Consider the following 13,248-nt stretch of genomic DNA (forward strand, 5'->3'; position numbering starts at 1 on the left):
TCCACCAGCGCGTTGGCAACACCATCATCTTCGTGACCCACGATCAGGTCGAGGCCATGACAATGGCAGACCGCATCGTGATCATGAAAGACGGTCACATCCAACAGGTCGGCACCCCGTTCGAAGTGTTCTACGAGCCTGCAAACATCTTTGTGGCTCAATTCATCGGCGCACCTTCCATGAACATGCTGAATGGCATTGTGAAGGGAGAAACGATCGCTCTGGACAATGGCACCTCAGTTCAAGTACCAACCACCAAGCTCAACGAAAATCAGAAGGTCGCCGTTGGTCTGCGCCCGGATGCCCTGCTGGTTCAGGAAGGCGAAGGCCTCTTTTCCGGCGAAGTTTCCGTAATCGAACCACTCGGTACAGACACCCTCGCCTACGTTAAAGTGGGCGAAAAGGAAGTCATCGCCAAAGCCTCCGGCAGAACACCGCCAGCCGTTGGCGACACAGTCAACCTGCATGCAGCACCTGAAGCCATTCACTTGTTTGATGCACACACCGGGGAGGCCATCCGGTGACCTCAAAACAAACCGATGGGGCAATCGTCTGTGCGGGACGGGTTTATTGCGACCTCATCTTTACTGGGCTCACCGAACTGCCAAGACTAGGCGAAGAAACCTACGCCGAAGAACTGGCAGTTGAACCCGGAGGCGGCGGTTTCATCACCGCTGCCAACCTTTCCGCATTGGGCCACAAAACGACCCTTCTGGCCTCTATGCCAGGCGGCCCGTTTGGCTCTGCGATCTTGGAGAAGATGCAGCGCAGCGGCGTCGATCTGAGCCTGTCGCCATTCAACACCACAAACGGGGCTCAGGTAACAGCCGTCATCGGCTGTCAGGAAGACCGCGCCTTCCTGACAAAGCGCAACGGTACCGCAATCCCAAGAGATATGCTGGACGCGTTCAGCACGTCAAAAGCCAGACACCTGCACATCGGTGAGCTGGCAACGCTGCAGGAACTTCCAGAACTTCTGGAGATAGCCAAGGCCGCAGGTATGACGGTCTCTCTGGATTGCTCATGGGATCAGAACTGCCTCCTCAATGGAGAGGTTCAGGACCTCATCGCACAGGTGGACCTGTTCCTGCCAAACGAGATGGAAGCAGAGCATCTGGGTTACCTGAAAGAACCAGCCAACTACCCGACGCTCACAGTCGTGAAAAAGGGCAAGGCAGGCGCAACCGCCATCACAGCTGACGGCGAGATCACCGTTGCCGCAGATCCCGTCCCTGTTGTCGACACGACTGGCGCCGGCGATGCCTTCAACGCTGGCTTCCTGAGCTCATGGCTCCGCGGAGCAGACATCAAGACCTGCCTGCAAGATGGCAACAAGTGCGGCGCAGCAGCCGTCATGCGCGTCGGCGGCGCACCTTAAATCAAACAAAAAGGGTCACACACGCTGTGGCCCTTATCCCCCTTAGCTCCCCCTTTTATCCCCGCTTTCACCTTCCCTCAGCATCACTTGCAGTCGCAGCACATATGCGCGCCTCAATGAAATACCGATGAACGTATCCTCCTACCCTTTCAGCGCAAATTTTACGGAACATGGAGTACCGTTAAAAGGGTATTTCTGCTGGACACTCATGGACAACTTCGAGTGGGCAGAAGGGTATCTGCCGCACTTTGGCCTGATCTACGTTGATTTTGAAACCAAGAAACGCACCATCAAGCAAAGCGGCAGGCTTTACTCCATGGTCTCCAACCAACTACAGAGTGAGATGCAGGAAACCTCAGAGCAATCTGTCCTTCAACTCAAACCAAGTGTAGCTGAGAGCAAGCAGATGGCGGCGCATAGTCCTGAAAGGAAACTCTGTCGGCGCCTGCTTCATAAAACTTGGATAAGGCATTCTTATTGCCTCACCCAGCATCTCAGCTGCCACCATTTGCCCGGCATAAGTGGCCATAGCAACGCCATTCCCGTGATAACCAAAAGCAGCGTAAAGCCCCTGCGTATTGGGAACCGCACCTGCAAATGGCACAAGTTTATGGGTCAGACAGGCAAGACCAGACCAAAAATCTGGCGTTTCAACTTTCGCCCATTCAGGAAACATCCGCTCAAAGTCACGTCGTGTAGCTGCGCGCATACGCTCTCGCGCATGTGGCGTAGCACTCACGCTTCCCCGCATACCAAAAAGCATCCGATTGTCCGGGAGCAGACGGAAGTAATGCAGCAAAGTCCGGGTGTCATAGGCCATCTGATTAGAGAACCACCCCTGACGCTTCAATTCCTCATCAGAAAGAACGCGCGACATCAAAATGTTAGATTGTACAGGAAGATATTTTCCAGCCATCCACTCCGGCATATTTTCAGAGGAATAGCCATTGGTCGCCAAAAGTACTTTTTGCGCACGCAACTGGCCCACTCTTGCTTTCAGGACATACTGCCCATCTGCAGCAGGAGTAATGCCGAGCACAGAGGTCTGTTCATAAAACCGGCCTCCTTGCGCCTTCACAGCCTCAGCAAGACCAAGCGCATATTTGTAAGGATGCAGCGCAAACCCGATTGGAATTGTCAGCCCAGAAGAAAGCCCGGAGGCTGTCATCCCAAGCTCTGCAAGTTCATCTTTGTCATGAAAGGTGCAGCTGATCCCATAGCGCTTTTGCATGTCCGCAGCTGTATCTTTCAGCTGATCAACACGCCGAGCTTTGTGTGTAAGAACCGCTTCTCCTTTGGAAACAACATCAGCATCAATCGAGTTCTGTTCCAACAGCTCTGCAACCAGATCAATGGCTGCACGCTCTGCATAAAAATACCGCCGTGCATCCGCTTCCCCATAGCGATCAATCAAGTCAGCATCATCTGCAATCGTCCCGCCCAGACAGCAGAAACCACCATTGCGACCAGAAGCCCCCATCCAATATGTTGAGCATCCAGCACCGCAACATCGACACCCTGCTGCGCAAGTTTCAACGCTGCAGACAGCCCTGTGTATCCACCTCCAACAACAGCAACTTCACAGGACTGTTCATCGGAAAGCGGCACACCAAGCGCCTGAGGAGAGAACGAACGGTGCCAGAAATTCTCGGCAACCAGTTGCTCTCCATATGCATCCTCTTGAAATATGCGATGCAAACTCAATCGAGCCTGAGCCTCCTCAAAACCTATTTGATGCCTTGGGCAGTAACATCAGCAGCCGTCAGATCCAACGCACGATGCGCTTTCTCAATCAACTCATCCACCTCACTGCGCGAAATCACAAGTGGCGGCGAGATGATCATACTGTCGCCAACATGGCGCATCACCAAGCCACTCTCAAAGCAATGATCTCGGCAGATCGTCCCAACCGTGCCTTTTTCAGCTTCAAACCGAGCACGACGCGCCTTATCCGGTGAAAGTTCCACAGCACCAACCAGACCACAAATACGCGCCTCGCCGACCAGCGGATGCTCGCCAAGAGCTATCCACTTTTCAGCCAGATACGGCCCTGTATCATTCGCGACCTTTTCAGGTAACCGTTCATTCTCAATGATATCGAGGTTCGCGAGCGCTGCTGCGCAAGCTGCCGGATGCGCAGAATAGGTAAATCCATGATAGAACTCGCCGCCATGCTCAATAAAGCCCTTGGCAACCTTCTCACTCACCACAACCGCACCAATCGGCAGATAACCAGAGGAAAGCCCCTTAGCAATCGGCATCAGATCTGGCTTGAAGTTGAAAGTCTGTGAGCCAAACCAGTTCCCGGTACGCCCAAACCCGCAAATCACCTCATCAGCAATCAGCAGGATGTTGCGTTCACTGCAGATACGCTGAATCTCTGGCCAATAGGTCTCCGGCGGAATAACAACACCACCTGCCCCTTGAATGGGCTCTCCGATGAAGGCTGCTACATTGTCTTCGCCAAGACGATCAATCTCAGCCTCAAGCTCACGCGCGCGCATCAGGCCAAATTCGGCAGGGTCCATATCCCCGCCTTCACCATACCAGTAAGGCTGGTTGATGTGAGTGATGTCAGGAATAGGCAGCCCACCTTGCGCGTGCATCGCACTCATACCGCCCAAGCTCGCACCGGCCATGGTAGAGCCGTGATAAGCATTATGACGGGAGATGATCGTCTTCTTGGTCGGTTTGCCTTCACTGGCCCAGTAATGGCGTACCATTCGAACGACGGTATCATTGGCTTCAGAACCCGAACCTGCAAAAAATACATGGTCCAGATGATCCGGCGCCAGATTAGAGATCCTTTCGGCAAGGGCAATCGCAGGTGGATGAGAACTCTGGAAAAACGTATTGTAATAAGGCAGTTGTTGCATTTGCCGGTGAACCGCCTCGATAATCTCTTTGCGGCCATACCCCACATTCACGCACCAAAGCCCTGCCATTCCATCCAGGATCTTGTAGCCCTCAGAATCCCAAAGATAAACACCATCAGCCCGCGTAATCACACGCGTCCCCTTGGCGTTGAGGGACTTAGTATCTGTAAACGGATGCAGATGGTGGGCAGCATCCTTTTCTTGCAGAACATGAGTGGGCGGAAGATTAGCAATATAGTCCATGGGGTCAGTCCTTCCGAAAAGAGGCACGCCCTACAAACCGGGCAATAGAAGTAAACTCCCCATTATTTTGTGATCACAAATGTAAGAGAGTCAATCTTTACTTCAATAAAGACGCTAGCTGCCTATGCCTCCAGTCTAACCCATCAAAGCCTGCGGCTCTATGAACTCAGCCAGAGAAAACAGCAGATCATCAAACCTTCTCAGTAAGACTGAGAGACTCTCTGATAAACCCCATGCCCTGTGCAATATCCTCTTCCAAGGCAACCTTTAAAGCAATCTGATCATGCATTTTCAGTGCTTCCAATGCCTGTTTATGCTGGTCTTCCAGATTCGCGGTACCAGACCGCCCATAGACCAGGCGCATAAATGGACCAAACTGAACCCATAGATTTTTGACAAGTTTGATAAGAATTTCAGATCGGCTTTTTGAGTAAAGATAAAAGTGAAACTCGTAGGTTCCGCGCATGTACCCTTCCACATCGCCAGTTTCCAGAGCAACATCAATCTGATCATCAATGCCTTGGAGAACCTGAATATCTTCTTCTTTCAAATTCACCAGAGCTTTGGATGCCAGCTCAACTTCCAACAACCGCCGAGCTGACCAGATTTCATCGATTATATCTTCGCAAACATCTGGGATAGAAACACGCCTATTGCCGTGTAATTCCAACGCGTTTTCTGCAATGAGACGTCGCACAGCCTCACGAACAGGCATCGCACTCACACCCAGTTCCTCAGCCAGCCCACGCAAGGTCACAGCCTTGCCCGGCAGAAAACCACCAAACAGAATTCGCTCTCTCAATTGCCGGTAAACCTGCTCATGAACAGGGATCCCCACATCAGGAACAACAGCGCTTTGTAAAGTCATCTTACTCATGAAGGAACTATAGAAGCACCCGAACCAGCTGCAAAGATAATTTGATCACAAACTATTGCCTAGCTGAGAATTCTGTGGTCATCTTTCAAAACAGGCACACAATTAAGAACAACGGAGACGGCCGGATCCAGACACGCCAGCACCAATGCTGTGCAAAAATTTGAGGGGGGAAGATGAAATGAGTTCAAACTTCAAGTCCAGACTGACGGGCACAATGGCGACCGCAATAATGGTTGCATGTGCAGCCAGCGCAGCGCACGCAGAAGGCACCGTCAACGTTTACAATTGGTCTGATTACATCGACGAAAGCGTTCTGAAAGATTTTGAAGTTGAAACCGGTATCAAGGTCAATTACGACGTTTTCGATTCAAACGAGGTTTTGGACACCAAGCTGCTCGCAGGCACCACTGGTTACGATATAGTCGTTCCAACCGGCAGCTTCCTCTCCCGTCAAATTCAAGCCGGCGTCTTCCAAAAGCTGGATAAAGACGCCCTCCCGAACCTGAAGAACATGTGGTCGCTCGTCTCCGATAGGACCTCCATCTATGACCCGGGCAACGCTTATTCCATCAACTACATGTGGGGCACCACTGGCATCGGCTACAATGTAGAAGCCGCTGCAAAGCGTCTGGACGGCAAACCGGTCGATAGCTGGGAAATCATCTTCAATCCGGAAATACTCGCCAAGTTTCAGGATTGCGGCATTCATATGCTGGACGCCCCAACAGAGCTCATCCCCGCAGCACTCAACCACCTCGGGCTAGACCCTGACAGTCACAACAAGGCTGATATTGAAAAAGCTGCTGCACTCCTCAAGACCATACGTCCATACGTTCAGAAGTTTCACAGCTCCGAATACATCAACGCCCTCGCAAACGGCGATATCTGCTTAGCTATCGGCTGGTCTGGTGATGTCTTTCAGGCCCGCGACAGAGCAGCAGAAGCCAACAACGGCGTCACCATCAACTACATCATTCCAAAGGAAGGTGCGTTGATGTGGTTTGATCAGATGGCAATCCCGACAGATGCAGCCAACTCCAAAGAAGCACATATGTTCCTCGATTACATCATGCGCCCGGATGTCATCGCAAAGGCTTCCAACTACGTGGTCTACGCCAACGGCAACAAAGCCTCTCACGAACATCTGGATCAGGAAGTTCTGGAAGATTCCGCCGTGTATCCAGATGAAGCAACCATGGAAAAACTTTACGTCACAACGCCTTACGCTCCGAAAATTCAGCGTATTGTGACCCGTGCCTGGACCGCAGTGAAGTCGGGCCAGTAATCATCGGCAGCAGCGGGCAACTCAAGTTGTCCGCGCGCCTTCCATGTTTCTTTGGAAGCAGGACAACAACAGAGGGTGGAGCGGGCCACGATGGAAACTCTGGTAAACACTCAGCCAGTCTGCAAATTCGCACCTTGGGAGGATCCAACTCAGGAATCTTTGGTGCGCTTTGAAAACGTCACGAAGAGGTTTGGCGACTTCACTGCCATTGAGGACTTAACGCTCAACATCTATGAGCGCGAGTTTTTCGCCCTTCTCGGCCCGTCCGGCTGCGGGAAGACAACTATGATGCGCATGCTGGCAGGCTTTGAATATCCCACCGCTGGCAACATCATGCTTGGACAGAGCAACCTGCAGAAAGCACCGCCACACAAGCGGCCCGTCAACATGATGTTCCAGTCCTACGCCCTCTTCCCGCATATGACAGTAGAACAGAACATCGGTTTCGGCCTCAAACAGGAAAAGACTGCAAAGGTTGAGATCAAGCGACGTGTTGAAGAAATGCTGTCGCTGGTTCAGTTGGAACCTTTTGCCAAACGCAAACCACACCAGCTTTCGGGTGGTCAAAAGCAGCGCGTTGCTCTTGCTCGTTCCCTCGCCAAGAAGCCTAAACTCCTGCTCCTTGACGAACCGCTCGGTGCGTTAGACAGGAAGTTGCGCGAGCAAACCCAGTTTGAGCTGATGAATATTCAGGAGCAGCTTGGCCTCACCTTCGTCATCGTCACACACGATCAGGAAGAGGCTATGACAGTCGCGAGCCGCATCGCCGTGATGGACCACGGCAAAATCGTTCAGGTCGCGACTCCAGCTGAAATCTACGAGTATCCTAACTCCCGCTATTCTGCTGATTTCCTTGGCGATGTTAACATCATTGAAGGCCAGATAGATGTCACCACCGGCGAAACAGCAAGCCTGGCGTGGGCTGAAAGTGAAACACCTTTGGCAATCTCAACCAAGCTCCGTCCTCAAGCAGGAACGACCGTCTGGCTCGCAGTTCGCCCCGAAAAACTCCGCATATCTAAAGACAAGCCAGCAAACGCTGACAACTGCATTAAGGGCGAAGTCTGGGACATCGGCTACACTGGCAACATCTCAACCTATCACGTCAAAGCCTCAAATGGCTCCATTTTGAAAGCACAGGTCTCCAACAGGAAACACCTCGCCGACCGCCCAATCACATGGGAGGACACCGTCTATGTCTATTGGGAGAAAGGCGTTGGCGTCTTTCTGGAAACGTGAGGTGAGCGATGGCAGTTGCGGATATCACCTCCCCCTCAGAAGAAATACAGGAGACATCCAGTCCGAGTTCAGGCTGGGGACGCAGACTGCTCATAGCGATCCCGTATATCTGGTTGCTGATCTTCTTCCTCGCGCCCTTCGTCATTGTACTGAAGATCTCCTTGTCCGATGTCATACTGGCCCGCCCGCCATACTTTCCAAACTTCGACATTTCAGAGGGCTGGCAAGGTCTGCTCGCCATGCTTCAGGCGTTTGATCTGGAAAACTATGTCTGGCTAACGGAAGATACACTCTACCTGAACTCGTACCTGAGCAGTCTCAGGATCGCATCCATCTCAACGCTGCTCACTTTGGCAATCGGCTATCCTATCGCCTATGCCATGGCCAAAGCCCCGAAAGAGTGGCGCGCTACTCTCCTGATGCTGGTGATCCTGCCCTTCTGGACCAGCTTCCTCATCCGCGTTTATGCATGGATCGGCATTCTCAAAAAAGAAGGCTTCCTCAACTACTTCCTGCTCTGGACAGGCGTCATTGACGAGCCCCTGATGATCCTAAACACCGACACTGCCATCTACATTGGCATCGTTTATTCCTACCTGCCTTTCATGGTCTTGCCACTCTACGCAGTTCTGGAAAAACTCGATATCTCACTGCTGGAAGCAGCAACAGATCTGGGGTGTTCGCCTCTCAAAGCCTTTTGGGTCATTACTCTACCGCTGTCATTATCAGGAGTTTGGGCAGGCTGTTTCCTCGTCTTTATCCCTGCTGTCGGTGAGTTTGTCATTCCAGACATTCTGGGCGGGTCCAGCACTATCATGATCGGCAAAACGCTCTGGGTGGAATTCTTCTCCAACAGAGACTGGCCAGTCGCATCCGCCGTCGCAATTCTGCTGCTGCTTATGTTGATCCTACCCATCATCCTGTTCCAGAAACAGCAGGAAAAACAAGCGGAGGCCAGCCAATGACCCGCTTCAACTGGTTCAACACAACAACGCTCACACTCGGCTTTGCATTCCTCTACCTGCCGATCATCCTGCTGATGATCTACTCTTTCAACGAATCCAGATTGGTCACCGTTTGGGCTGGCTTCTCCACCAAGTGGTATCAATCAGTCTTCTTCAATGAGAGTTTCATCAATGCCGCATGGGTCACACTCCGTGTTGGCTTCATCTCTGCATCTGCCGCAACAGTCCTCGGCACCATGGCCGCACTTGTTCTCAATCGCGCCGGACCATTCCACGGCAAAACGCTCTTCACAGGTATGATCTACGCGCCAATGGTCATGCCAGAGGTCATCACGGGCCTGTCATTGCTCCTGCTGTTCGTCTCGCTGGATTTCACCCGAGGATTCTGGACAGTTACACTGGCACATATAACTTTCTCCATGTGCTACGCCGCCGTTGTCGTCTCTGCCCGCTTGGTGACCTTCGAGCGCAGTCTGGAAGAAGCTGCCCTTGATCTGGGGTGCACCCGTTTTTCCGCCTTCATGCAGGTAACACTGCCCATCATCTTTCCGGCTATTCTGGCGGCATGGCTGCTGGCCTTCACGCTTTCCCTGGATGATCTGGTCATCGCCTCCTTTGCTTCAGGCCCGGGCGCGACTACCCTGCCCATGAAGATCTATTCTCAGGTCCGCGTTGGCGTTTCACCAGAAATCAATGCCCTGTCATCCATTCTCATCGCTGTTGTTGCCGTTGGCGTGGTCACCGCTTCGCTGGTCATAAAACAGGCACAGGTCAAGCGCATGAAAGAAGAACGGCTGGCGATAAGCTCAATTTGATCGAGGAAGTATACGTGTCTGATACGAAACACCCATCCTCGCTGGATGAATACTCAAAAGGCGATCTGGCCTACACCCGCTCCACTCCTTATGGGACCATAGCCGAATCCAGCTATGCCGGAGCGCTCAGTTTCATGCGACGCAGATTCACCAAGGACCTTAAGGGGATAGATGTCGCGGTCTGTGGCATCCCCTTTGACACGTCCGTCAGCAACAGGCCGGGGTGCCGCTTCGGCCCAAGAGCAATCAGGCAAGCTTCCTCCATATTGGCCTGGGACCACGCATGGGGCTGGTCCTTTGACCCGTTCGACCGCCTTGCTGTTGTCGACTACGGCGATTTCATCTTCGATCCCGGCTACCCCATGAGCGTACCGGAAGAACTGGAACAGCAGGCCTCTGCCATTTTAGACGCAGGTACGGCAACGCTCATGCTAGGTGGAGATCATTTCTGCACCTATCCCATGCTCAAAGCGCACGCAAAAAAACACGGACCACTCTCCCTCATCCAGTTTGATGCACACAGCGACACATGGACTGACAACTCCAGCCGTATTGACCATGGCACCATGTTCTACAGAGCAGTAAAAGATGGTCTCATCAACCCGCAGACATCGATACAAGTTGGTATCAGAACCAACAATGAGAACACACAGGGCCTGACCACAATTACGGCAGACTGGGTCCGTAATAATGGAGCACAGGCCACGATTGAACGCATACATAAGGTGACCGGCAAAAGTGCCAGCTACATCAGCTTCGACATCGATTGCCTTGATCCAGCCTTTGCACCGGGAACAGGAACACCAGTTGTTGGCGGTCTGAACACCGGAGAGACACGAGAGATCCTGCGCGGGCTTGCTGGGATCAACCTGAAAGGTATGGACCTTGTAGAAGTCGCACCAGCCTACGATCATGCTGAGATCACAGCACTGGCCGGTGCCACTTTAGCCTTGGATTTACTTTGCATCTATGCCAGCCAGTTCAATCAGAACACCCGATAAAACAACACATCAGATCACGACCAGAAGAGTTCGCATGCCAACCCTGACAGCAGTACAGCCGCAATTGGAACAGTTTCGACTTGAAGCCGACGCCTTCCTGAAACAACATCCCGACCTCGAAAAGATCGAGGTCCTTTATGCTGGCTTTTGTGGTCCGCTCAGGGGCAAATGGTTGCCAGCAGAAATGCTGGATAAACTGGCCGAAGGCGGTGTTCGGTTGCCCTTGTCCACCGTCGCACTGGACGTGTGGGGCGTTGATGTGCCGGCAACTGGCCTTGCCATTGAGCGCGGAGACCCGGACGGCATATGCATCCCAATTCCGGGAACACTGAAGCGCGTGCCATGGGCCAAAGCACCAACCGCGCAAGTGCTCGTCACTCTTTTCGAGATTAAGGACCAGAAGCCAACCCCACTGGATCCAAGATATGTTCTTGAAACCGTTGAGAAGAAATTCCAGAACAAGGGCCTGACACCTGTTGTCGCCACAGAGCTGGAGTTCTACTTCGTCGACATGGAATCCGGTCCAACTGGCTTACCTCTCCCTCCCTACATTCCCGGCACCAACCAGCGTCTCGAAGCCTCACAGATCTATGATCTGGACATCATGGCTCAATTCGAACCGATTCTCATGGAGATCAACCAAGCCTGTAAAATTCAGGATATCCCTGCAGACACCACCACCTCCGAGTTTGGTCACGGACAGTTTGAGATCAACCTGCTTCACGTGCCAAGTGCAGTGGAAGCTGCGGATCACTGCCTGCTGTTCAAGCGCGTTGTCCGCCATATTGCCCGCAAGCACGGCATGGATGTCACGTTCATGTCAAAACCCTACGCAGAAGAGACCGGCAGCGGTTTCCACGTCCACACCAGTCTGCTGGATACAAAAGGCACCAACATCTTCAGCGGCAGCACAGAGGAAGCAAACCCGGCCTTGCGCAACGCCGTAGAGGGCCTGCTGGACACTATGCTGGACATGCAAATCCTGTTTGCTCCACACGCCAACTCCTACCGCCGCCTGCAGCCGGGTTCTTATGCCCCAATCACCTGTTGTTGGGGGTATGATCACCGCGCCGCAGCTATCCGCGTGCCAGCTACACATGGCAAAGGCGCAAGGCTGGAGCACCGCGTCTCCGGCGCTGATGCCAACCCATACCTGGTTGTCTCAGCCATCCTTGAAGGCATTCATCACGGGCTTGAAAACCGAAGAGATCCCGGCGCTCCAATCACCCTAGAAGCAGATCTCACCCAGTACGACCACCTGACAGGAAACTGGGAGACAGCGATCCAAACATGGGCGCAAAGCAAAACGGCTGAGCGGATGAGTACAGCAGAGTTTCATCGCATGTACGGCATCAGCCGGAAAGCTGAATACGATGTGTTTGCAACCACCATTACCGGTTTTGAATGCCAGACCTACGCTAGGAAGGTCTGACATTTCATCAAACCTAGGAAGGTTCCTTGATGTTGCGCTCCATCAGCAGCTGATAGGCTTTGGGTGACAACCGGTTGAGCCACCACGCCAAACTGGCAACACGGCCAACCGGTTTCATCTCTGTCTTGCGCACATACGCCTTGTAGATGATGTCCGCCGCCCGCTCCGCGCTCATATAATCAACGCCATCTGCTGACGATCCCGGACGGGCCAAACCGTTCTCTTGTGTCTCCGACCGTCCAACATTGGTTGCCACAAACGAAGGCGCTGCAATCAACGTATGAACGCCATAAGACTTCTCTTCAGACCGCAACGAGCCGAAAAAACCCTCCAGCGCATGCTTGCTGGCCGCATAGGCTGTCCGTTTAATCAGTGGTGAGAATCCGGCAACTGACGAGATCGCCAGATGGCATCCACTGGAGGCCCGCACCGCTTTCAAAAATGCCCGCGCCGTATGCACCGCTCCGAAGTAATTCACATCCAGCACTTTGCGATGCGCTGTCAGGTCCATGTCCGCAAACAATCCGATATGCGTAATACCTGCATTATAAACCACCAGATCAATGCTGTTGTGCCGAGTTAAAACCTGCTGAGCAACCTGCTCAACCGCACCCCCATCCGTTAAATCGCAGGCATAAATGCTCTGTCGCTCATTTTGTGGCAGCTCCTCCAGTACCGGACCGGGCAAATCCAGAAGAACCGTATGCCAGCTCTCGCGCTGCAACCGGGTTGCAAGTGCCTGCCCTAAGCCACCAGCACCGCCTGTAATAACCGCTGTTTTCATCAAAGCCCCACAGATGCTCGCCAGTGTTCAAACACTTCTGCACTTGTCTTTTCCGGAGTATAGCCAAACACTGATTTCAACCGCTCATTGGCCAGCACAGGCCGGTATTGCAAAAACCGAACCTGCTCCGGTCCATACCGGGAAAGCCGCAGCGGCTTCGCCACACCTAAAACGAATTTCAACAACCAGGACGGCAACTTGAGAACAGGCTTATTGAGTATTTGCCCCAACCGCTGCATCGACAACGCTCCATCACCCGCCACGTTGTAAATCCCCTCAGGAGCCTCTGTCACGGCAAGGAACAGAATGCGCGCAAGATCTTCCGTCCAGATAAACACAAACGCGCTGTCCGA

General features: G+C 52.9%; 13 protein-coding genes and 2 pseudogenes. 9 read left to right on the top strand and 6 right to left on the bottom strand.

Annotated features, from left to right (window positions below):
- The 3 genes and pseudogenes from PPL9_RS31435 to PPL9_RS31440 form a co-directional block, all read left to right on the top strand.
- Nucleotides 1–524 (top strand): TOBE domain-containing protein (locus PPL9_RS31435; protein WP_152986747.1); only part of this gene is annotated, 524 nt, incomplete at its 5' end.
- A complete protein-coding gene (locus PPL9_RS18015) occupies nt 521–1,378 on the top strand; it encodes a sugar kinase (RefSeq protein ID WP_057463994.1) in 858 nt (285 codons plus the stop codon). The genes PPL9_RS31435 and PPL9_RS18015, both read left to right, overlap by 4 nt.
- A gap of 172 nt (nt 1,379–1,550) precedes the next feature.
- A pseudogene (locus tag PPL9_RS31440) lies at nt 1,551–1,709 on the top strand (family 1 glycosylhydrolase); the annotation flags it as partial.
- A 24-nt stretch (nt 1,710–1,733) separates the two neighbouring features.
- Here PPL9_RS31440 and PPL9_RS18020 read toward each other — a convergent pair.
- The 4 genes from PPL9_RS18020 to PPL9_RS18030 form a co-directional block, all read right to left on the bottom strand.
- On the bottom strand, nt 1,734–2,858 hold the full coding sequence (locus PPL9_RS18020) for an FAD-binding oxidoreductase (protein WP_208989462.1): 1,125 nt from the start codon (nt 2,856–2,858) through the stop codon (nt 1,734–1,736).
- Nucleotides 2,789–3,082, bottom strand: coding sequence for an FAD-dependent oxidoreductase (locus PPL9_RS33465; RefSeq protein WP_208989463.1), 294 nt, complete (start codon nt 3,080–3,082; stop codon nt 2,789–2,791). The genes PPL9_RS18020 and PPL9_RS33465 overlap by 70 nt, the downstream gene beginning before the upstream one ends.
- 23 nt (nt 3,083–3,105) lie before the next feature.
- Nucleotides 3,106–4,497: an aspartate aminotransferase family protein gene (locus PPL9_RS18025; RefSeq protein WP_057463995.1), complete on the bottom strand. Its 1,392-nt coding sequence runs from the start codon at nt 4,495–4,497 to the stop codon at nt 3,106–3,108.
- Nucleotides 4,498–4,687: 190 nt separating this feature from the next.
- Nucleotides 4,688–5,365: a GntR family transcriptional regulator gene (locus tag PPL9_RS18030; protein ID WP_057463996.1), complete on the bottom strand. Its 678-nt coding sequence runs from the start codon at nt 5,363–5,365 to the stop codon at nt 4,688–4,690.
- 223 nt (nt 5,366–5,588) lie between these two features.
- On the opposite strand from PPL9_RS18030, the gene PPL9_RS18035 reads away from it, so the two are divergent.
- The 6 genes from PPL9_RS18035 (at nt 5,589) to PPL9_RS18060 (ending at nt 12,111) form a co-directional block, all read left to right on the top strand.
- Complete coding sequence (locus tag PPL9_RS18035) at nt 5,589–6,659, top strand: polyamine ABC transporter substrate-binding protein (RefSeq protein WP_208989467.1); 1,071 nt, start codon at nt 5,589–5,591, stop codon at nt 6,657–6,659.
- A 90-nt stretch (nt 6,660–6,749) separates the two neighbouring features.
- Nucleotides 6,750–7,898 (top strand): ABC transporter ATP-binding protein, encoded by a 1,149-nt coding sequence (locus PPL9_RS18040; protein WP_057463998.1) that lies wholly within the window; start codon nt 6,750–6,752, stop codon nt 7,896–7,898.
- A gap of 8 nt (nt 7,899–7,906) precedes the next feature.
- Nucleotides 7,907–8,863 (top strand): ABC transporter permease subunit, encoded by a 957-nt coding sequence (locus PPL9_RS18045; RefSeq protein WP_208989464.1) that lies wholly within the window; start codon nt 7,907–7,909, stop codon nt 8,861–8,863.
- The gene (locus PPL9_RS18050; protein WP_057463999.1) at nt 8,860–9,678 is read left to right on the top strand and encodes an ABC transporter permease; all 819 of its coding nucleotides are present in this window, start codon (nt 8,860–8,862) and stop codon (nt 9,676–9,678) included. The genes PPL9_RS18045 and PPL9_RS18050 overlap by 4 nt, the downstream gene beginning before the upstream one ends.
- A 14-nt stretch (nt 9,679–9,692) precedes the next feature.
- A complete protein-coding gene (gene speB, locus PPL9_RS18055) occupies nt 9,693–10,679 on the top strand; it encodes an agmatinase (RefSeq protein ID WP_057464016.1) in 987 nt (328 codons plus the stop codon).
- Nucleotides 10,680–10,713: 34 nt separating this feature from the next.
- Nucleotides 10,714–12,111, top strand: a complete 1,398-nt coding sequence (locus PPL9_RS18060; protein ID WP_057464000.1) for a glutamine synthetase family protein — start codon at nt 10,714–10,716, stop codon at nt 12,109–12,111.
- 13 nt (nt 12,112–12,124) lie between these two features.
- On the opposite strand, the gene PPL9_RS18065 is transcribed toward PPL9_RS18060, so the two are convergent.
- Together PPL9_RS18065 and PPL9_RS33470 are read right to left on the bottom strand one after the other, a co-directional pair.
- A complete protein-coding gene (locus PPL9_RS18065; protein ID WP_057464001.1) occupies nt 12,125–12,895 on the bottom strand; it encodes an SDR family NAD(P)-dependent oxidoreductase in 771 nt (256 codons plus the stop codon).
- Nucleotides 12,895–13,248: pseudogene (locus PPL9_RS33470) on the bottom strand (epimerase); the annotation flags it as partial. The pseudogene PPL9_RS33470 and the gene PPL9_RS18065, both read right to left, overlap by 1 nt.

Origin of the sequence: Pseudovibrio sp. POLY-S9 (assembly GCF_001431305.1) — a bacterium.
Classification (GTDB): Bacteria; Pseudomonadota; Alphaproteobacteria; order Rhizobiales; family Stappiaceae; genus Pseudovibrio.